19 protein-coding genes are annotated in these 22081 nt (G+C 33.8%); 7 read left to right on the top strand and 12 right to left on the bottom strand.

Annotation, left to right across the window (positions count from 1 at the left end):
- Window positions 1–11 precede the first annotated feature (11 nt).
- The gene (locus tag wTpre_RS04950) at window positions 12–323 is read left to right on the top strand and encodes an HU family DNA-binding protein (RefSeq protein ID WP_068652405.1); all 312 of its coding nucleotides are present in this window, start codon (window positions 12–14) and stop codon (window positions 321–323) included.
- Here the strand turns inward: wTpre_RS04950 and wTpre_RS04945 are convergent.
- A complete protein-coding gene (locus tag wTpre_RS04945; RefSeq protein ID WP_068652403.1) occupies window positions 316–1023 on the bottom strand; it encodes a pyridoxine 5'-phosphate synthase in 708 nt (235 codons plus the stop codon). The genes wTpre_RS04950 and wTpre_RS04945 overlap by 8 nt on opposite strands.
- 370 nt (window positions 1024–1393) lie before the next feature.
- Here wTpre_RS04945 and wTpre_RS04940 point away from each other — a divergent pair, with 370 nt between their 5' ends.
- Window positions 1394–1849: an Hsp20/alpha crystallin family protein gene (locus wTpre_RS04940; RefSeq protein ID WP_068652402.1), complete on the top strand. Its 456-nt coding sequence runs from the start codon at window positions 1394–1396 to the stop codon at window positions 1847–1849.
- Window positions 1850–2409: 560 nt separating this feature from the next.
- Here wTpre_RS04940 and gltX read toward each other — a convergent pair.
- On the bottom strand, window positions 2410–3762 hold the full coding sequence (gltX, locus tag wTpre_RS04935) for a glutamate--tRNA ligase (RefSeq protein WP_068652401.1): 1353 nt from the start codon (window positions 3760–3762) through the stop codon (window positions 2410–2412).
- 151 nt (window positions 3763–3913) lie between these two features.
- Here gltX and wTpre_RS04930 point away from each other — a divergent pair, with 151 nt between their 5' ends.
- Together wTpre_RS04930 and wTpre_RS04925 are read left to right on the top strand one after the other, a co-directional pair.
- Window positions 3914–4591 (top strand): aankyrin, encoded by a 678-nt coding sequence (locus tag wTpre_RS04930; RefSeq protein ID WP_068652400.1) that lies wholly within the window; start codon window positions 3914–3916, stop codon window positions 4589–4591.
- Window positions 4592–4652: 61 nt separating this feature from the next.
- On the top strand, window positions 4653–6632 hold the full coding sequence (locus tag wTpre_RS04925) for an ATP-binding protein (RefSeq protein ID WP_068652672.1): 1980 nt from the start codon (window positions 4653–4655) through the stop codon (window positions 6630–6632).
- Here wTpre_RS04925 and wTpre_RS04920 read toward each other — a convergent pair.
- The 7 genes from wTpre_RS04920 to wTpre_RS04895 all read right to left on the bottom strand — a co-directional run bounded on the left by wTpre_RS04920 (window position 6615) and on the right by wTpre_RS04895 (window position 11168).
- On the bottom strand, window positions 6615–7610 hold the full coding sequence (locus tag wTpre_RS04920) for a COX15/CtaA family protein (protein ID WP_068652399.1): 996 nt from the start codon (window positions 7608–7610) through the stop codon (window positions 6615–6617). The two genes, wTpre_RS04925 and wTpre_RS04920, sit on opposite strands and share 18 nt — an antisense overlap.
- 84 nt (window positions 7611–7694) lie before the next feature.
- The gene (locus wTpre_RS07035) at window positions 7695–8165 is read right to left on the bottom strand and encodes a glycosyltransferase family 2 protein (protein ID WP_245609412.1); all 471 of its coding nucleotides are present in this window, start codon (window positions 8163–8165) and stop codon (window positions 7695–7697) included.
- A 182-nt stretch (window positions 8166–8347) separates the two neighbouring features.
- The gene (locus wTpre_RS07030; RefSeq protein ID WP_245609411.1) at window positions 8348–8782 is read right to left on the bottom strand and encodes a glycosyltransferase; all 435 of its coding nucleotides are present in this window, start codon (window positions 8780–8782) and stop codon (window positions 8348–8350) included.
- A 404-nt stretch (window positions 8783–9186) separates the two neighbouring features.
- A complete protein-coding gene (locus wTpre_RS04910; protein WP_068652398.1) occupies window positions 9187–9663 on the bottom strand; it encodes an ATP synthase F0F1 subunit B in 477 nt (158 codons plus the stop codon).
- A 7-nt stretch (window positions 9664–9670) separates the two neighbouring features.
- Window positions 9671–10150: a F0F1 ATP synthase subunit B family protein gene (locus tag wTpre_RS04905; RefSeq protein ID WP_068652397.1), complete on the bottom strand. Its 480-nt coding sequence runs from the start codon at window positions 10148–10150 to the stop codon at window positions 9671–9673.
- A 10-nt stretch (window positions 10151–10160) separates the two neighbouring features.
- Window positions 10161–10382: a F0F1 ATP synthase subunit C gene (locus tag wTpre_RS04900; RefSeq protein WP_068652396.1), complete on the bottom strand. Its 222-nt coding sequence runs from the start codon at window positions 10380–10382 to the stop codon at window positions 10161–10163.
- Window positions 10383–10442: 60 nt separating this feature from the next.
- The gene (locus wTpre_RS04895; RefSeq protein ID WP_068652394.1) at window positions 10443–11168 is read right to left on the bottom strand and encodes a F0F1 ATP synthase subunit A; all 726 of its coding nucleotides are present in this window, start codon (window positions 11166–11168) and stop codon (window positions 10443–10445) included.
- Between the two features lie 239 nt (window positions 11169–11407).
- On the opposite strand from wTpre_RS04895, the gene wTpre_RS04890 reads away from it, so the two are divergent.
- Together wTpre_RS04890 and pheT are read left to right on the top strand one after the other, a co-directional pair.
- A complete protein-coding gene (locus wTpre_RS04890) occupies window positions 11408–11689 on the top strand; it encodes a hypothetical protein (RefSeq protein WP_068652392.1) in 282 nt (93 codons plus the stop codon).
- A gap of 111 nt (window positions 11690–11800) precedes the next feature.
- Complete coding sequence (pheT, locus tag wTpre_RS04885) at window positions 11801–14140, top strand: phenylalanine--tRNA ligase subunit beta (RefSeq protein WP_068652390.1); 2340 nt, start codon at window positions 11801–11803, stop codon at window positions 14138–14140.
- Here the strand turns inward: pheT and wTpre_RS04880 are convergent.
- Together wTpre_RS04880 and ileS are read right to left on the bottom strand one after the other, a co-directional pair.
- Complete coding sequence (locus wTpre_RS04880) at window positions 14137–16911, bottom strand: hypothetical protein (RefSeq protein WP_083495784.1); 2775 nt, start codon at window positions 16909–16911, stop codon at window positions 14137–14139. The genes pheT and wTpre_RS04880 overlap by 4 nt on opposite strands.
- A gap of 41 nt (window positions 16912–16952) precedes the next feature.
- A complete protein-coding gene (gene ileS, locus wTpre_RS04875; RefSeq protein WP_068652384.1) occupies window positions 16953–20186 on the bottom strand; it encodes an isoleucine--tRNA ligase in 3234 nt (1077 codons plus the stop codon).
- 138 nt (window positions 20187–20324) lie between these two features.
- Here ileS and wTpre_RS04870 point away from each other — a divergent pair, with 138 nt between their 5' ends.
- The gene (locus tag wTpre_RS04870) at window positions 20325–20558 is read left to right on the top strand and encodes a hypothetical protein (protein WP_245609410.1); all 234 of its coding nucleotides are present in this window, start codon (window positions 20325–20327) and stop codon (window positions 20556–20558) included.
- A gap of 63 nt (window positions 20559–20621) precedes the next feature.
- On the opposite strand, the gene miaB is transcribed toward wTpre_RS04870, so the two are convergent.
- Complete coding sequence (gene miaB / locus wTpre_RS04865; protein WP_068652382.1) at window positions 20622–21938, bottom strand: tRNA (N6-isopentenyl adenosine(37)-C2)-methylthiotransferase MiaB; 1317 nt, start codon at window positions 21936–21938, stop codon at window positions 20622–20624.
- Between the last annotated feature and the right edge of the window lie 143 nt (window positions 21939–22081).

The following is a 22081-nucleotide window of genomic DNA, read 5'->3' as shown; positions in this document are numbered from 1 at the left end:
TAAGGTAATTTATGAGTAAAGAAGATATAGTAAACCAACTGAGTAAAGAGTGTTCTAGTCAAGGTATAGATATAACAAAAGCTAGTTTGGGTAAGCTTCATGATATTTTTATGGAGACAATCAAGAACGATCTAAATCATAAAGGTGAAATACGTTTACATGGAATAGGGACGTTCTCTACTACTATAAGTAAGGAAAGACAATGCCGTAATCCTCAAAATGGTGAGATTATGACCATTCCTGAAAAGAAAAGGGTAAAGTTTAAAGCAAGTCAAGCTCTTTCAAGTACTTTAAATAACAAAGAGAAAGCATCAGCTATTTAGATATAGTCATTTTCATCTTTTTAGTTGCACTGTATAAGCCATGAAGTATAGCCTCGCTGATTAAAGAATGGCCTATATTAAGAGCTGAGATGTGAGGTATCTTTTTTATTCTTTCAGCATGTTTATAATTTATCCCATGCCCTACGTGGCATTCTATTCCTAGCTTATTAATGTATTCTGAAGAGTTAGTAATAAGTTTCAATTTTTCTTCTGATGGATTATCACAGTAATCCCCTGTGTGAATTTCTATTATGTCAGGATTTCTTTCTAGCTTCTCAAGATATTTTAGTTGATTAATATTTGGATCAACAAACAGTGAGACTTTTATGTCAAAGCTGTTCATTTCCTCTATTATACCAGCAAGTTTACTGTTCATATTCACGATATCCAAGCCACCTTCGGTTGTTAATTCTTCTCTTTTTTCTGGTACGATACAAATCGAATAGGGTTTTACTTCTTTTGCTATGTTGAGCATTTCTTCCGTAGCTGCGATTTCAAGATTTAACTCAGTGCTAATGTTTTGTTTTAGATTGAATACATCCTCATCTCTGATATGCCTTCTGTCTTCTCGTAAGTGTACGGTGATAAAATCCGCTCCAGCATCAATAGCTATTTTTGCTGCTTTTAATGGATCTGGATAAGAAGCTCCACGTGCGTTGCGAAGGGTTGCAACGTGATCAATATTAACGCCCAATTTCACAATTTACCTCAAAAATTATTTATAAATTATACATCTTATTAGATCTTATGCATGTCATTGTTTAATGCCATAGCTGAAAGACGGAGCTAGCAGTTATACCAATTCTCATTATTGACAAGTCAAACAAGAAACATTCAAAATTGTTTGATTGTGGAAGTGGAAAGAGAAGTGATAAATTTGCATACACTTGCCTTTTTTTACAGTTAATCTAGTTAATAGAACTACTCTTGGTAATCCAAATAGGATTTTTCTCATAATCAAGTTATAGTAAACGGGGGAAATTTTTCGCATCTAAAAAATTTTAGATTAGGATTGAAATGAATAAGTGGAATGATTACCTAGTTCATATATTAGTAAAAGGAGGTACAATATGAGTAATATAGTTCATTTAAATAAAAACAATAATCGTGATAATTTTAGTGTAAGAGGGTTACAAAGAGCCGTTGATGACATATTTGATAGCTTTTTTACAGGATGGAACCCAGAGCTTTCCAAAAGAGGCAGTAGTCTACTACCAGTTTGTGATTTTTATGAAACAAAGGAAAGCTATTGCCTATCATTAGAATTACCAGGTATTCCTAAAGAAAGTATAGATATTAGTATATCTGGCGATAGCTTAATAGTGAAGGGTGAAAAAACATGTGATAATGAATCAAAAGATAAGCAGTTTTACCATAAAGAAAGGTACTATGGTTCTTTCTATAGATCTATTCAACTTCCAACAAATATAGAGCAAGATAAGGTATCTGCCAACTTTTTAGATGGGGTATTGCATATAACCATACCCAAGTCAGAGAAACACATCAAGAAAATTGATGTAAAGTAACCAGTAAGTAATAGCAAGCTTCCGACCTTGAGGCTTGCTATTTTAATAGCTGTTCAGCAAAGTGCAAAATAAGGTAAACGAGAAAAGACAACTGGATGATTGTCATGAAAGTAGCTGATGCTCACTCCCTTATGAAGGTGTCATCCTAGCACCCAGACACTGATTTTTTTTTAATTCCATAGCTGAGACGGAGCCTACTCCCCTTATCATGAAACTGAAGTCTACACGGTACCACAGTACAACGATATAATAAAATATGAAAAAATACCAATAAAAAAGGCAAAAAAGCCCGTATTAACTTTAACAATTCAAAATGATTTAATGTGAAAACCATAGGCGCCAACTGTTTTTTTAACTAAAAATAACAGTCAAGTATCAGGAACTCTAGACATAAACCCTCCTATATGAATAAAGAGCCAGCAAAAATAAACTTATATATTTTTTGCTGAAATTTGATTATTTAGCGAAAAAACCTTCAGGTGAAGATGGATTTTGGATCCTAAAAGAACCCAATTCTCCACTAGAATGAAGCTACCATAGTCTGTAAAGTAATTTTTTATTTAAACTTCTCGCAATCTTTTTATACACTCATCTTTACCAAGAATTACCATGATATCGATGATTCCAGGGGCATCCATTATTCCAGTTATTGGGGCGCGTAATGAGTGGTATATATCGCTCATTTTTATATTATGTAATTTTGAAAATTCCTTAATCTGAGAAGATAAAAAATTCTTATTCCAATCTTCATCTCCTATACTTGAGAAAAATGCTGCAAGTAACTTAATTATATTGAGGTTAGACTTGACAGTTTTCTCAGCTTCTTCACTAAAATCAACTTGAATATAAAATTTTGCTAAATCAAATAATTCGGTCAGATAGTTTGCTCTTTTTTTCAGCTCTGTCAGTCCCTGAAGTAAATAGCCTTTTTTTTTGTCAGTTAGAGTATTTTCTCTAAGCATTAGAGTCAGAATATCTTCATTGCTCATATTACTAATATAGTGTTTATTCAAATGCTCCAGTTTTTTAAAATCGAGCCGTGCAGGTGAACGACCGATGCTTTCTAAATTAAACCACTCTATTGCTTGCTCATTGCTAATAATCTCATCGTTGCCATGACTCCAGCCAAGTCTTAGCAAGTAATTACGCATTGCCTGTGGCAATATTCCCATCTTTTCATAATCGCAAACACTTGTAGCCCCATGCCTTTTAGATAGCTTATTCCCGTCTTCTCCATGAATTAGCGGTACGTGTGCAAAGCGTGGAACATCAAAATCAAGAGCCTGGTATATTAGTAATTGTTTAAAGGTATTAGTGAGATGATCAGAGCCACGTATAATATCGGTTATTCCGGCATCATGGTCATCAACCACTACAGCAAAAATATATGTTGGAGTATTGTCAGAGCGCAAGATTAATATGTCATCAAGCTGATCGCTATTTATCGTAACTTGGCCGTATATTTTATCGTCAACAACAATATTTTCTGAGTCTGGCACTTTAAAGCGAACAACAGGCTCTGCATTTGATGTCGAATGAGTACACTTATGCTTATATATTTTTCCTTCTTCTCTTGACCTTATTTTCTTCTCCGCAACTTCATTCTCGGGGCAGTAGCAATGATACGCCCTACCCTTTTTAACTAAAAGATTTGCAACCTCAATGTGCTGCTCTATTTTTTTTGATTGATATATTATTTCCCCATCATAGTTTATTCCAAGCCATTTTAACCCATCTATTATTGCATCAATTGCTTCCTGTGTTGAACGTTTTCTGTCGGTATCCTCAATCCTTAGTAAAAACTCGCCACCATGACGCTGTGCATAGAGCCAATTAAATAAAGCTGTGCGAGCTCCTCCAATATGTAAAAATCCTGTTGGTGATGGAGCAAATCTAGTGACTATACCTGGCATATTTGTCTATTGTGATAACGTAACCGATGATAACTAAAATTTGCACTTTCAACAACGTGGAACTATAGTAAACTTGAAAGATCAATTTACATTTATTTTTAACAAACTGCATTGTATAATTTAATATTAGTGAATGCAGTGAGGTTTATATATGGATAATTTATTTAAAATTGCAAGACAAGTTGTAGGAAAAGAGGATAGAAATCAATTTATTGAAGCTTGCAAGAAAAGAGTTGCTTGTGCAGCCAAGCATAGAACTGATGAAAATGGAAACCCATTTCATATAGCAGCAAGTGAAGGGTTTCTGTTATCTGCGTTACAGGAGATCATAAAGTATCTAGAAGAAGATACTGAGAACAAAGTAAAGAAAGCAAAAGAAGCTAAAGATTGGGAAGGAGTAAAAAGATTAGAAAAGGAACTTAAGAATAATAAGAAATATATTAAGGAAGCACTCCTCGATAAAAGCTATATTAAGGATGACGGGAAGAAGGCAGTATCACCCCTTTATTTCTTGGACCCTGCAGAGCGGAAGGAAGTTAAGCAAATTGCAGATATAAAATGTGGCTTTATATGTAATAAGAAGTTTCATATATGCTTATATATAGTAGGAGCTATAGTGTGTGCTGTCACTATGTGTGTATCTTTGTATCTTCTATTTTCGGCTTCTCAATCTCTTGCATTGGCTTCAATAGCAACAATAGCTTCTGGAGGATCTTCATATCTGTTATTTAAGGCATGTAATGAAGTATATGGCCTCTATAACGAAAGTACTATAGTGACAGATCCTGATGTTATGCAACTTTTAGATAGTGGTTTAGCCCCAGTGTAAAGTGTTTGCAGTTAGTAATATAGAAATTTACTTTCTTAACTTAAGAAAGTATACTGACAAGATGATAGGAAAGAAGTATAGTAAGATTTTAGTAGCGAACAGAGGGGAGATTACCTGCAGGATAATCAAAACTGCGCGCAAGATGGGCATATCTTGTGCGTCTGTGTACTCAGATGCAGATGCAAATTCTGTGCATGTAAAGCAAGCAGATGAGTCAAGGCACATTGGACCTTCTCCTGCTTATCTTAGTTACTTAAATATCGAAAAAATATGCGAAGTAGCAGTTGAAATAGGTGCCGAGGCGGTTCATCCTGGCTATGGGTTTTTAGCAGAAAATCCAGATTTTCCCCGTGCTCTGGAAAAACATAACATAGATTTCATTGGTCCCAGTACAGCAACAATAGAAGTTACAGCCAATAAAATAACAGCAAAAGAAGAGGCAAGGAAAGCTGGAGTAAATGTAGTGCCAGGATATATGGGTAAGATCGAAGATGCTGCCCACGCAGCCATCGTTGCTGAAGAGATTGGTTTTCCCGTCATGCTCAAAGCTGCATCAGGTGGTGGTGGCAAAGGAATGCGAATTGTATATTCCAAAAAAGAAATTGAACTAGCATTTACATCAGCAACAAATGAAGCAGAGAAAAGTTTTAAAGATGGTAGTATTTTCATAGAAAAATATATAGAACTACCAAGACACATCGAAATACAAATTATTGCAGATAAATACGGCAATATAGTTTGTCTTGGGGAGAGAGATTGCTCGGTACAGAGGAATAACCAGAAAATAATAGAAGAAACACCAAGCCCATTTATTAGTGAAGAAGTAAGAGAAAAAATGTATGCTCAATGTGTTTCTTTGGCAAAGCAAGTTGATTATTTTTCAGCAGGTACTGTCGAGTTTGTTGTAGATAAGAACCAAAATTTCTATTTTCTTGAGGTAAATACGAGATTACAAGTTGAGCATCCAGTAACAGAATTTGTTACTGGAATAGATATAGTGGAAGAGATGATTAGAATTTCTTGCGGAGAAAAATTAAGATTTGGTCAGAATGATATTAAACTTATTGGCTCTGCAATAGAAAGCAGAATTTGCGCTGAAGATCCATCAAAGAGATTTTTTCCTTCCAGCGGAAGAATCAAATATTACGATAAACCAGATGAAAATGGTCATCTAAGAATAGATGATGGAATAGCTAGCGGTTCAGAAATCAGCATTTTCTACGACTCAATGATTGCAAAAATTATAACCTATGGAAAAGATAGAATAGAGGCGATCAGCAGAATGCAAAAAGCTTTGTCTGAGTGCTATATAGGGGAAGTAATAAACAACATAGAATTTCTAGAATCCATCTTCCATAATCCAAATTTTATTGCAGCAAAGCTCCATACGAGATTCATTCCAGATCATTACCCTAGCGGGTTTCAAGGTGATTTTATTACAGAGGAATATATTAAAATATTTGTTTTTATTGCACTGTATGTTCACTTAGAAAATGAGGGAAAGTATTATAGTAAGTCAATAGATGAAGCATTCATAGTGAAAATAGAAGATAATGAGTACTCCGTAAATGCAAAATATCAAGATAACATATTAACAACAGTATATAACCACAATAAATACTCCGTAGTAGGTAAGTGGAAACCAAGTTACAGGTTGTTATATATAACAATTAATGATGATACCGATATAGAACTTAAAATAGAAAGGCAAGGTAGCAAATACTTTATAAGACACGCAGGTATGAAAGCTAAATGTTGTGTATTGAAACCTCATGTCGCTGAACTAAGCAAATTAATGCTAAACAACAAAACAGAAGGGATTTCAGTAGATGCTGTAAAATCTCCAATATCAGGTTTATTGGTTAAATTACACGTCAATACTGGAGATCAGGTAGAGGTAGGACAACCTCTATTTGTTGTAGAGGCAATGAAAATGGAAAATATAATATGTGCTGAATCAGAAATGGTAATAAAAAATATCCATGTTAAAGAAGGAAAAAATATACATGCTGGTGATTTGGTATTAGATCTGATTTCTTAAATAACGCAAGCAGTATAAACCTGATACAAATAAGATAAATGAAAACATTTGATGGGCTATAGCAATGGCCATTGGTATATGCAGCAACAAAGTGACTACTCCTAGAATCACCTGAATGATGACGGAGAATGACATAACATATAATGGTTTTATACTGGCATTTTTTATTGTGAGTATCGCTGTCAGAACTAATATCAGCAATGCTAATGCCCGGTGTATGAATTGCACTGTTACTCTATTTTCAAAGATATTTAGCCAAGTAGGCTGTAAGTAAAATAAATCTTCTGGAACAATTTGTCCATCCATTAGTGGAAAGGTATTATAAATTAAACCAGCATTTAACCCTGCAACAAATGCACCGAAGATTATTTGTATTGTAACTAGGATTAAAATTATCCATATGCAACATGTAATATTGCTATTAATTTTAATTATCTGTTTTGGTTTGATTTGGTAATCAAAAAATTGATATGACAATAATGCAAAGATAACTAATGCAAGCAGTAAGTGAAGTGCGAGCTTATAGTGACTAACATGAGGATTAGATACCAAACCGCTTTTAACCATATACCAACCAGCAAAAGCTTGTAAAATTCCAAATAATAGTGCTATAGATAACCTTATTACTGCATTTTTAGGTATTCTTTTTTTTAGTATAAAGTATATAAATGGTAAAATAAAAACTAAACCTGTCAGCCTTGCAATTAACCTGTGAACATATTCTATTAAGTATATGGTGCGAAACTCTTTCATACTCATACCATGATCAAATGCTTTATATTCAGGTGTAGCTTCATATTTTAATTTTTCTTTTAGCCAGTCTTGTTCACTCAGCGGTGGCAATGTTCCGGTAATTGGTTTCCATTCCGTGATTGACAATCCTGCTTTTGAAAGTCTGGTAAATCCACCAATTCCCACCATGCAAATCACCATGAGAGAGCAGAGAAAAAGCCAAATAGCTACAGGTTTTGCTTCCATAATCCATGCTGAGTTTTGTTCCATTGCTGAGGGTGAATAATAAATTCCCACAAAGCGAGAAAAGCTGCAATGCCATGTAGTAGACTATAGACGGGAAAAAATATTGATACTATATAAAAATAAAAAGGCATTTTTTGTTGTCCGATAGCTATTATCAAAAAAAATCAAGTTAGTACCGTATACTATTATAAAATAATATAAAAATAATTCATTAAAAATTTGAGTCAGCACCAATGAAAGTAACAAAAAAGGAGTCGTGAAAAATATAAAAGCTAAGGAACCAACAAAAAGGTTTAATAGCAAAACTCCCTTAAGCCCAGTGTTCTTAAAAAGTAATTTTATATTTTTTAAATGAACGATATAAGTTTGCATATAACCTTTAATCCAGCTTGCCCTTTGTTTGATCCAAGCAAACACAGTAGTTGGTGATTCTTCCAATATTTCTGAATCAATAATCCTGGTTTTATGTCCCATTTGTGCAAATCTCAAACCAAGGTCAGCGTCTTCAGTGACATTGTAAGCATCACAAAAAAGCACTTTCTTTAAAATTTCCACTGAAAATGGTTACTGCTACCACCCAAAGGTATTGGCATGTTCATTTTTTGCAATCCAGGCAAAAATATTGAAACCAGCTCATATACTCGAGAGAAAAGAATTTTGTAAGAAAATTGCAACCAAAGTTATAGTAATTTAATTTTGCCTGTACACAAGCCAACTTTTCGTCGCCTTTATTAAATTCAATTAGTGCTTTTTTTTAACTGCAACGGATCTGGCTTGTCATCTGCATCATATATTACCACATACTTTCCTCTAGCAAAGCTCATAGCATAATTGCATAACTTAGCTTTTGTTCTAGGCAGAGAATGAGGCACTTTTATTACTTCAAAATACTGTGGTAAAGTGCATTTTTCTATAGCTGCCAACATCTCTTGGTCATCGCTCTCTATCACAAGCTTTACATCTAATTTTGATTTTGGATAATCCAAACTTTCAATACTCTTAATCAATTGCTTTATAACCGCATTCTCTTTAAAAGCAGGCAATAAAATAGTATATATAGGTTCATTCAACTTATCATAATCTGCTTTTTGGTTAGAAATTTTACGCAAGCCAAAAATTTTAGTTACAAATTTGAATAAAGAACTAGAACATCCGATTATAAATATCAACATCAAAGCAAAATATGCATATTTTTTTGTCAGTGTTAAAGTCGAAATCATAACAAAGAAAGAGGAAAAAAAAAGATTGAACTGAGCCCAATGCTGTTAGCTGAAAATTAGGGTTCTTATAATATAGGTAGTTACTTGCGAATTCTGAAATACCAAGGTGTGAGTTAAGAAGATTTAAAATACGTTTGCTATCTACTTTTATCAATACATATTCAATACCGCAATGAGATTCGACCCAAAGATTGATATCTTGGCTTATGTCTTCAACTATAAAAAAGTAGTACCATTTAATTTTTGCCAAGGAATTATATTCAACCTACAGTAGAAAAGTTTCCCTTGTTCTTTGCATAAACTAGAATCAAGTTTAATTTTTTCTACATTATCAATTTGAAGTACAGGCATTGAACTTAATGCAACTTTTTGCTCAAGTCACGTGAAAACGAAGATATAACCTCACTACTACGCTTATCATCTTTACGTTCATGTATCATTTTTTTTACAGCATGAGCAGCTATACTCGCTGTGTTAGCTTGTAAATCCCCAAGAGCTTTTTCAACTCGGTCAGCAACTTTCTTCAAATTAGAATAGGCATTTTCATCTAACGCTTGATCGAGTTGCTGTCTATTATGCTTAATAATACTATTAGCCTTATCAAGTGCTTCATTCATCATTTTGTTAACTTCTAAATCTAATTTTTTGTATTTTTCAGAAGATTTTTTGTAATACTCCAACATATCTTTTCTGAATTTTTCAGTTTCTTCACTTAAAAACTTGCTTTTATTATGTTTATTGTTAAGCGCGTTTTTTATTACCTTCCTTAGCAATTTATACGAGAGGGTAAAACCCGCTAAAAAAGCAAGGCTGACAACTAGTAATGTAGACATAAAAACCCTAAAATTCTTTGGATACCAAATCAGCAACAAACTCCTCTTCAATCTCAGAATTAGTTAACTTAGTATAGTAAATCAAAGCAATACTAGTAGCCATTTGTTTTAATTCACTAGTATACTTAGATTTAAATTGTACTACCTTTTCTTCAATAAGTTTAATCATCTTCTTGTCTTCCTCTTCCAATGTATCCTTAACATTCGCTCTCATTTCTTCTACTTGAGCAAGTGCATCATCTATGATTTTTTTTGCCCGTAATCTACCTTGACTTAAAGCTGCATTATACTTAGCAATTTGCTCTTCTGTAAGTCTTAAAAGGTGAACAGAACTACTGAAAGAATCTAATATCCCCTTACTCCTAGTGTTTATTATTTCATCTAACCTTGGTAAGAACAAACAACTTACTACAAAAAAAAGTGAAGAGAAAAAAATTAAAAACCAAAAAACTTGAGAAAAGAAAGTGGAAACATCAAGCTGCGGCATGTGTCAAACACTACAATATTAATATCATCGCAATTACAAAGGCAAGAAATCCCATAATCTCAACCATAGCAGCACCAACATAAACGTAAGTTTTCATTCGACCTTCCGATTCAGGGTTTCTCGCAATCCCACTTAGCATGGTAGAGAAAATATTAGCTACACCCAAACCAGCACCCAACATAGCAAACGCCATCAAACCAACTGCTACAAATTTTAAAGCCACCAAATCCATATACTACCTTTAACTGTTCCTTAACACTATTATAAAATGTTCTACAGGCAAGTCAAGCACTCACTTTACTGTATCTGACAAATATACGCACGTTAATATAGTAAATATATAAGCTTGTAAAACTGCAACAAAAACTTCAAATCCTATTAGTGCAATTATAAACAAAAAAGGTGCAGGAGTAAGAAATATGTTCATATTTACGATGAATCCTGCTATCACTTTGATGATTGTATGACCTGCAATCATATTTGCTGCAAGCCTTATTGATAAACTAATCGGTCTTACTAAATAAGCAAATAATTTAATAATGATGATTATAGGTGCAAGCCACAAAGGAGTTCCTTTTGGTAACAATATGCGTAAAAATTCTACTCCTTTTTCTTTAAAACCAACAATCGTTATATAAGTAAAAACCACCATTGATAAAGCGAAGGTAACTATCACATGACTTGTGACCGTGAAACTATAAGGAAGAACACCAACTAAATTACACGATAAAATGAAAATAAATACTGTAAATACCAAAGGAATGTGCTCCAAACCTTTACTTCCAGTGTTACTTTCTATTATTGAAACAACAAAATCATATACATATTCAACTGCAGCTTGCAAATATCCTGGTATTACTGCACCTTTTCTTATTCCAAGGAGCAAAAACATTACCATTAACATCACCGAGATCATCATAAAAAGAGATGAGTTGGTAAAGTTTATGTCATACCCAAATAATTTTGGTAGTTCTACTATTGTATATACTTTAAACTGTTCTAGCGGATTTAACGCCATCTTGATTTATATACTTAAACTATGATGGTAATTAAAATATAGACTTTATAGGGTAAAGTCAAGAATTAAGATAGAAGATCCATGCCATTATGGCATAAATATATCAACAAAGTATGTGATTAGAATGCTAATTATAGCCAGAGTTACATTAAAAAATTCACTAATCTTATTAAGTTACCTAATATCTTGACTTAACATCTTATTTTAATTATAACTTAACTTTTAGTTGAGGTATTATTATGGGTGGAATAGATTTTATTAATCAGCCTTTAAATTTAGAACAGGAGTTTGGTAACGGATATATCAAATTGACAGATGGTTCCTTTAACGAATACACCGGCCATTATCAAATAGGAAGCAAAATACTAGATGAAAGTCATAATATGATAGGAAGCTTAACTATTGATGGTTACATTTGTAGTTTATATGAAGATAATCACAATATGAATCTCATATTTTCTATGGAAGTAGATTTAAAAGGTGATATAGAGAAGATAAGCTTTCTTCGCAAAAATATATAAAATTACAATAGCTTCTACATCACTGCTCATGACGTATAGGTATTCCGCTACAATAAACTTTAAAAGCATCACATTTTACATTACAATAAATTTTTGTTTCTTGTTATATGGATGAAATTCACATTATCTTGGTTATTAGAGTACTTAGAAACCAATGCCAGTTTAGAAAAAATTACTGATAAGCTAACTCACATAGGATTGGAAGTAGAGGATGTGGTCAACAATAACAAATTGGCCGATTTTGTTATTGCAAAAGTATTAGAAGTCACACCTCATCCAAATGCTGATAAATTAAAATTATGTAAAGTAAATGATGGAAGTAAAGTTCTGCAGATAGTCTGCGGAGCAAAAAATGTTAAAGAAGGTATGAAGACCGTGCTTGCATCTCTTGGTAGCACATTGCCAGAAAGCAACTTTACAATTAAGCCTACAAAAATAAGAGGAGTGCTAAGTGAAGGGATGCTCTGCTCTGCTTTCGAACTTGCGTTGACTCAAAATGAAAGTGAAGGAATAATTGAGCTTTCTGATGATTATAAAGTAGGGGATAAATTTTTTAATTGCGATCCTGTAATTAATATAAATGTCACTCCAAATCGTGGAGATTGCCTAGGTGTTTATGGAATAGCACGTGATCTAGCAGCAACTGGAATTGGAACGTTAAAGACTTTAATCATTCCACAACTTACCTGCTCTATAAATTCACCAGTAAACGTCAAAGTTACCGACGGGGAGAGCTTTATTAGTGGAATATACATCACCAATGTAAAAAATCGAGAGAGCCCAAAATGGTTAAAAGATAAATTGGAATCCATAGGAATGCGCTCCATTTCTGCAATAGTTGATATTACTAATTACATCATGATATCCTTTAATCGCCCAATGCATGCATATAATGCAAAAAAAATAGAAGGAGAGCTCACAGTACGTAAAGCAAACGATGGAGAAAAATTTATTGGTTTAAATGATAAAGAATACTCACTAAATAAAGACATAAGTGTTATTTCTGATGATAAAAATGTTCATGCAATTGCTGGAATTATAGGTAGTAAGTACAGTGAATGCACTCTTGAGACTACTGATATTTTTTTAGAGTCTACTTGGTTTGATCCTATCTCTATCACTAAATCTTCAAGGCAACTAGGCATCTACACAGACTCAAGTTACAGGTTTGTACGTTCAGTTGACCCTAGTTTTACCCTTGATGGACTCAATCTTGCAGCCCAGATGATTTTAGATTTATGTGGCGGAGAAGTTTTAAGCATAGTGTCTGCTGGCAATTTTAATAAGGCTGATACCAAGATAAATTTTGATTATCAAGATGCAAACAAACTTGGAAGTGTATCTGCATCACCTAATGAGGTATTCGATATTTTAACAAAGCTAGGGTTTAGTATCGATAAAAAAACCGAAGGTAATTGGAATATACAAGTACCAAGCTGGAGACCAGACGTAACCATACCTGCTCACTTAGTTGAAGAGGTAGTAAGAATATACGGCTATGATAAAATAAAGGAAGAGCAACTAGCAGAAGACGTGACAGTAGAAGAAGAGACACAAGATGATTTACGCATTTTAATGACAAGCAGAGGGTTTCATGAAGTGATAACTTGGTCTTTTATGAGTGAATCAATAGCTGAAAAGTTTGGTTACTTGAACAAATTATTTATTATCGACAACCCATTTAATAATGACTTTAACATAATGAGACCAAGCATCATACCAAATTTGTTAAAAGTTACTGCAAATAATACTGCCCATGGTACACCTGGTTGTGCAATTTTTGAAATTGGGCCAATTTATAATGATGAAGCTCAGTCTAAGTATGTTTTAAGCGGAATCAGGTCAGGAAATAATCTACCACGAAACCATTATAACACTGACAGGACAATAGATGTTTTTGACGCAAAGGCTGATCTCATAACAGCTTTGGAACTTTTTAATATCAATTGTGATGATTTAGCAATAGAGAGAGCAGAAAAAGAATATTATCACCCAGGAAAATCAGGCTCCTTATCTTTTAGAAGTAAAATAGTTGGTTATTTTGGAGAATTGCATCCTAGTATATTGGATTTTTTTAACATCAAACAAAAAGTTGTAGGCTTTGAGTTGATGTTAGAAAATATCGAAAATTTACCTATAAGTAGAAAAAAATTTATCAATTATAAATATCAAAGTGTAAAACGCGATTTTGCATTTATTATAAATAAAGATATAGAAGCAAGTAGTATAATCAATATGGTAAAAAAAAGCTCAGAGCTCATCACAGAAATTTTGATATTTGATGTATATCATGGAAACAATATAGAATCGAATAAGATGTCTATAGCATTTTCAGTTACTTTCTGCTCTCCCACTCACACTTTAACTGAAGAGGAAATACAAAAGGAATCAAATATGATAGCCAACTTAGTGTGTGAAAATACTAAAGGAACTTTGAGAGCTCATTATTAAGCCGTAATCGCCGTTTCCTGATTTTGCTGTGTCACTTTTACTTCATCCAATTTATTCCCTATCTTGAATTCAATATCCTTAAAAAACCTATTCCACATTCCATGCAAATGCTCTTCTACTTTAGGACATACATCATTTTTCAATGTCGTTCTATCATCAGAAAATAAATTACCAAAAAAAACTCCTACTTCCTCATGACTTAACTGAAAATATTGAAGAAATTTTTCTACTTCCTTATGAGTATCATGTGCCACACTCAACGCTTTTCCTTCTGTGCTCTTATCCCCACGCATTGCAACGGCAAGACCTGTTTGAATATATCCCAAGCCTGTCCTAATAGCTTTTATAGGCTGAAGAAATGAACTCTTATCACTTTTTGGTACATTATTTACTATATTTTCCACCAATCTATTTATTAAAGGAGAAAATAAATCTTGACAAAAGCGTTTGATATTATCTTTTACTTTAATTACAGGACTTTTTATGAACTTTTCTGACAAATAGTACTCAAGTTCTGTCCTCTCTAGTAACTTCTTAAGTGCTTCTTCGTTAAAAGTTTCATGCTCGAACGCTTTCAGCAAGTCATCTTCTATTATTGCAAATTTTATTTTTTCACGAGACTCTAGTTCTTCCCTGTAATTATTTTTTGTTTCTTCATTTATCAACAACTCTTTTTCTTCCAATTTTAACCGTTCTAATTCTTTTAGAATTTCTTTGTTATTTTTCAAGTGCTTCTGTATTAATTTCGTATTTGGATGCCCTTCCCCTTTTCTATTACACTCATCTTCTAAGTACTTATCTAAGTCCTTATTCCCTTCTATTATTTTTCTTAATAGTATAGGTTGTTCAGATCTTTTTAAGTATTTTTCAATTCTCACTCGATGTGAATTAATCTTTTCTACTAGATCTGGTGCCCCCCTTTCTAATAACTTACATGAGTCCTCTGTACCCTTTGCTTGGCCTTTGAATAAATTTTGTATTTTGCATTTCGTTATTTCTAAATATATCTTTGCTATAAAGTCATTCACCTTACCTGAAGCTTCTTCTAAAACTTCCCCATTCAAAGGACCTTTTATCTCCTCTTCTAAACTTCGAAAGTGGTCTATTAAGCTTAGTGTTCCTAACATGTCTAACTTACCCTTAGCTTTTTTCATTACTGATTCTATTAGCCTTTGCTCAACTTCTTGATCGTCATACTCGAACCTAAAAAGACCCTCTAATTTCCTTTTTAAATCATCATTTATTGAGTTATCCCCCCCTTTACCATCAGACATTTTTTCTAATTCTTTACGTATAATGCGATACCTCTGATGCCCTGCCTTTCTCAAATTCTCAATCTCTTTTTTAGCACTATTTAGAGCTTTTCCTGTTTCTTCACAATACTTCTCTTTATAAACATCAATGATTGTCCTCTTATCTATTTTCCCTTCTTCTTTAATCCGCTCCCATTCTGCTTTAAATAAAGGAAATTCACTATCTTCCAAGGTATCTGGTACTTTTGCTCCTGCTTCTCTCAGATCTTTTACTATCATCTCTTTCTCATTTGGTAACTCCTTACCTTGACTTTCTAATTTCTGTTTCACTAAAGTATTTTTTAGCTCATCCTCCAGTGAAAAATCTTCTCCCCGTCTATTTTGCTGAAATTTAATTGCTTGTATAAAAGCAACTTGACAAGCATTTTCTACTAAGTGAGTTATCAACTTAGAATCTATGCTACTCACCACTTTCAGCTTGAATTTATTAAAAAATTCCTTCAGTTTATCATGTGTAATATCTTTCTTTTCTAGCTTAATCAGCTTTTCCATAGTTCTTGAGCATTCTTGAATCGAAGTTGCAAGCACACTCTTGATTTTATCATGCAAGGGTCTAAGACCATTTTTTAAATTTATGTTAATTGGCAATTTTAGTACGATACTATGCTCCGAATCCGTCTCCACACTAAACCAGTGATTATTTTCATTCTCATATAAGTCTCTAAGTAATTGTTTAAATTGTGGTGGAAATTTTATTTTCATATCATATTTAATTCTTGAACCAGAAACTACTGTTTCATAAAAAGACAACTCTATATTTTGGTGCTTATTAGAATAATGCCCCATACTCATTTTAAGAGTAGCCACTAAAGAATGAGATAAATCTCTATTTAAAAGATAAAAAGTAGCTAAAGCAATTGTTGCAGGAACAACCGAAGCTACCAGTACAGTCACATTAACAAAAATTGCCATTGCAGCAAGAGCTCCATATGCCAATCTTTTTAGCACACCTGTTTCACTCTTTTTTGTCTTATCTTCCACTACACCTTCTTGTGCCTTGCTATTTGCTTTAGATCTACTGTATATGACTAACCCCAGTGCAGTAAAAGCAATATAAGGAAGTATTAAAACTGACAGAGCTAAATTTAATATTTTCTTCTCTGGACAAGCTATATTTATCTCTTTCAATATTTTGCTTGACATATTATACCAGGAGGTAAAAAAGTCAGAATTATTATCTTTATAATGAAATATACTGAGTGGAACATTAAAAGCAGCTATTTGTTTAATTAACCCATCCTGACTACTTACAGTATCAAAAAACCCTTCTTCCCCTTCTAAATTAGCAAAACCTAAATCATTCCCTTCTTCTACATTAGAAACATCTTCCATAGCATCAAAAAACTCTTCTTCCTCTTCCAAAGGAACATTGGAAATAAATTCTACTTTACCTAAACCATCACTGTTGTTATTTAAATCAATAACTTTTCTATGACCATCTGCAACAACTTGATTCATATCACCACCCTGCTGAAAGCAATTTGAGTATAGCATAAACATTAGTAACTTTTCAACTTCATTAACTTAATACTAACTATCAAATCTTGATATTCCTTAGAATAGAAGTCGGCTCCGATCTCTTTATTAGTGTCCAAGGATAAGGCAAGGGTCTGATCTTTTATATATTTATTCCATGTAGTTATTGCTTCCTTAATTTTTTCATCTTCTGTTTTTATTGTTACTCTAATTCTATCTGATATATGAAAATCAGCTTGTTTTCTAGTTTCTTGAATAAGCCTCACAACATCTCTCGCAAGCCCTTCTAGAATTAGTTCATTATCGAGCTCAGTACTAAGAATAACAATCCCTTTATTGTTATCAAATACAGAAGAATATTCACTGTTTGCTTTTAACAATAGTTCATATTCACCTTTTTCTATAATATAGTTCTCTGTTTCATCTCCCAGAAATATCTGTCCGTTTTCAACTTGCTTCCACTTTCCTTCCTTAACGTATTGAACTAGTTTCTTGATTTTGTCTGGAATCTTCTTACCAAGTAGCGGGAAATTTAGTTTTAGCTCTAATGATGCAATATCTTCAAGTCTATTTACTAATTCTAATTTTTTTACATTTACCTCATCTTTTATCATCTCTTGGTATTCATTTGAGTCTGCAGTACAATGGATCCCAGTGTCACACACTGGGATGACAGAAAACGGCTCACCTTCAAGAAAACTATAGAAAGACTGATGGTAGATAGTCATACTGCCAAGTGGCTGCCTGATGCGCATGTTAAACGTATTTCTGATGGATAATGCAGAGTTACATATCTCTCTTACCAAATCCATCTTGGCAATGAGCTGACTATTATATCTATCTGATTGTGGAAAATCAGCCAAATGAACAGATATTTCTTCATACCCAAGCCCCTGCCATATAGTCTCTGTTATAAGTGGTAACAAAGGAGCTGCAGCTCGAAGCATGTAATAAAAAACTGTGTACAGAACATTATAAGCGTCGGTTTTATCTTGATCTAAGTCACTTTTCCAAAAACGCTCGCGACTGCGACGAATATACCAATTATTTAGCACTTCAAAAAAATCTGTCAAGATTTTGCAAGCTTCCTGAGAGTTATAGTTGTTCATAGAAGCTCGCATACCTTCCACAGCTTTAAAACATTTTGAAATCATGTAGCAATCAATAGTATTCTGATAATCCCTACAAATCTCAGCTTTAATTCCATCTGCATTGGCATACATAGTAAAAAAGTGATAACTGTTCCAAATAGGTTTTACTACGTTTTTTAGAACATCACGCACTAAATTTCCTTCTTTGTCGAGTAGTAAATTACCACCGCAGACAATAGATCCAGAAAGCATAAGAAAACGCAGCGCATCAGAACCATATTTGTCAAAAATCTCCATTGGATCTGCATAATTATTCAAACGTTTGGATAATTTCTGACCTTTCACATCAAGAACCACACCGTGGCATATGCAATTCTTAAATGGCTCACTATCAAATAAAGCAGTGGAAAGCACAAAAAGTGTATAAAACCATCCTCTTGTTTGTGCTATATATTCAGTGATAAAATCCGCAGGGAAATTACTCTCATACCACTCCTTATTTTCAAACGGATAGTGAACTTGCGCGAATGGCATCGATCCAGATTCAAACCAACAGTCAAACACATCAGGCACACGACGCATAACTGATTTTCCTGTTGGATCATCAGGATTTGGTCTTATCAAAGTATCGATAAATGGTCTGTGCAAGTCATCTATTTCAACATTAAAATCTCGCTCTAGTTCTGCTATCGAACCATACACATCTACTCTTGGATATTTTGTATCGTCTGATTTCCACACGGGAATTGGAGTACCCCAAAATCGATTGCGTGAAATAGACCAATCGTGTGCTCCTTCAAGCCATTTTCCAAATTGACCATCTCTAATATGATTCGGCATCCAATTAACTCTCTTATTCAGTTCTACCATTCTCCCCTTGAACTTTGTCACAGCAACGTACCAAGAAGGCATAGTGCGATAGATCAAAGGAGTATCAGTTCTCCAGCAGTGAGGATAATTGTGAATATATTGCTCAGTTTTAAACCAGCTCCCCTGCCTTTTTAATTTCTTGATTACTGTATCATTGGCATCAAAAACATGAACTCCTGCCAAATCTGAAACTTCAGTAGTAAATTTTCCAGCGTTATCAACTGGACAAATAGCTCGAATATCATGGCTTTGACAAAGGTAAAAATCTTCTTCACCAAATCCAGGAGCAGTGTGCACAACACCAGTACCATCTTCTACTGTAACATAATCGGCAATGAAAACACGGAACGCATTCTTTGTATCTTTAAAGTAATCAAACAGTGGTCTATAAGGAAGACCTGCAAGATCACTTGCTTTAAGTTTTATATTACAGTTTTCATATTTAATATTGCTTTGTTCACAGTGGCTGACAAATTTCTCTAAATAACTTTCAGCAAAGATGCAGACTTCATCATTCACTAACACCATACAATACTCAATATCCTCCCCTACTGCAAGTGCAAGATTGCTAGGCAACGTCCAAGGCGTTGTAGTCCAAGCAAGTAATCTACATTTTTGTTTAAATTGTTTTGGATTTTCTAAAAGTTCAAAAGCAACAGTTACAGCTTTGCTAATTTTTTCTCTATAAGCATTATCTAGTCTTGTTTCAAAATTAGAGAGTGGAGTTTCGCACGCCCAGCTATAGGGAACAACGCGTATTGATTCATACACCAGACCTTTATCATAAAGCTGCTTAAATGCCCACATGACCGACTCCATGAATGACTTATCCATAGTCTTATAGTCATTGTAAAAATCTACCCATCTTGCTTGTCTATTTACATATTTCTCCCATTCTGATGAAAATTTCATCACAGAAGTACGGCAATGATTATTGAATTTTTCAATGCCAAACTTCTCTATCTCAGTTCTACCAGATATTCCAAGTTCCTTTTCTGCACCCATCTCAGCTGGTAAGCCATGGCAATCCCAACCAAATCTACGTTCAACCCTTTTTTGCAGCATAGTTTGATATCTTGCAAATGCATCTTTTATAAAACCAGTAAGCAAGTGTCCGTAATGCGGAAGTCCATTTGCAAACGGAGGCCCATCATAAAATACAAAACAATGACCCTTGGAACGTTTCTCGACTGACTGCTCAAAAATTTTATTTTCCTGCCAAAATTTTATGATTTCCTGTTCTAGCAATGAAAAATCAGGACTGCTACTTGTATCAGGATAATACTTCATATTCATTTTAACTGGATAAAATCAAAGAATATAGAGCTTTCTGGAAAATTACAAATTCAAAAACTCTGTTTCTATAAACATAGATAGGTATTGACATCATTATACAATATATTAATTCATTAGACTTATTTATTGAGGTTGAAGATGAATAAAGACAATAGAAGTTGGCCTTATCAGAAATTTCATGATGCTAACAAAAATAATAGTAAAAGCAGCTTTATTTGGAGATCTCTTTCTTATGAATATAGGAATTATGGAAAGGTTGAAAAAGCACACTATCAGTGGGAAAAGAAAAAAAATCCCGCAAATCTATTATATCAAGTCTCATATGATTGCGTAACAGAGAGTTGTAGTCCTTTAAGGATTAAATCTAGATAGCTTATAAACTCATAAAAACACATAAAGTGTTCTACATGAGAGCATGGGGGCACTTTTCTCTAATTAGGCAGCGCATCCCAACAAACTATTTTGCCGAGCTTCCAATATCCTTACATTTACTATTTTATCTTTGTATTTATCGTCAGGATCATCAACGCATACTGATTGCATATATGGGCTTTTACCAATAATTTGATTTTGGTGTTTACCTTTTTTATCACTGAATAGAACAGGAATAGTTTTTCCTATCATACTCTGATTAAATTCAAGTTGTTGCTTGCTAATTAATTCCTGTAACCGAAGAAGACGCTCTGTTTTAACCTCTTCTGGTACTTGATCTTTTCTTTCCGCCCCTGGCGTTCCTGGCCTTGGGCTATATTTAAAACTATAAGCCTGAGCGTACTTTACTTTTTCTACTAACTTCATAGTTTCCTCAAAATCTTTTTCAGTTTCTCCAGGAAAACCAACAATAAAATCAGAAGAAAATTCGATTTCAGGTTTCAATTTGCGAAATCTGTCTATTATCTCCAAATACTCCTCTGCAGTGTGTTTCCTGTTCATTGCATGCAATATTTTATTCGAACCTGACTGCACAGGTAGGTGAACAAACGGCATGAGTTTTGGCTCTTCCGCATGCACCAAGTAGAGAGATTCGTGCATATCTCTTGGATGAGAAGTTGTGTAGCGGATTCTTTCTAGGTTTTCAATTTTAGCAATGTGACTAATTAATTTTCCTAAATCCCAGACCTCTTCTTCGCACTCTCCATGATAAGCATTAACATTTTGACCGAGCAAATTGATTTCCCTTGCCCCATTTGCAACTAACTTCAATATTTCACGGAATATTTCACTTACTGGTCGTGAATACTCAGCCCCGCGAGTGTAAGGCACAACACAAAACGTACAAAATTTATCACAACCTTCTTGTATAGCAAGAAACGCAGAAGAACCCTGGCTATTGCCATAACATTCATCCGGCAATTTATCAAACTTTGCAACTTCAAAAAAGTCAGTATTTATTATATGACCTTTACTCCTACTTGCTTTGACTATCAATTCCGGTAAAGCAGCGATACTCTGCGGACCAACAACAATGTCAACAAAAGGAGCTCTTTTGAATACCTCTTCCCCTTCTGCTTGCGCTACACATCCAGCCACTACTATGGTCCTTTCTTTTCTTGACGAATGAATTCTTCCAAGCTCTGAATAAAGCTTTTCTGCTGCCTTTTCTCTAATATGACAAGTATTCAATATCACCAAATCAGCTTGTTCTACATCACTAACAACGTTGAATCCTAGAGGCTTAACTATATTCTCCATTAAAATGGAGTCATAAACGTTCATCTGACAGCCGTAAGTTTTAATATATAGGCCTTTCATATTTAAAATTCTTCACAAAAATTCTAGCAAATTATACGAAAAACTGAATTCTAGTACAACAGCCAATAAAGATTGCTTGACAAACCTTCTCGCTTTCCTTACCGTAACGGTGGAGGTATTTTAAGAGCTCAAAGAGCTATCTC

The organism is Wolbachia endosymbiont of Trichogramma pretiosum, assembly GCF_001439985.1.
Taxonomy (GTDB): Bacteria; Pseudomonadota; Alphaproteobacteria; order Rickettsiales; family Anaplasmataceae; genus Wolbachia.
Note: the sequence above shows the minus strand (reverse complement) of the source record. Positions and strands in the feature narration are given on the sequence as shown.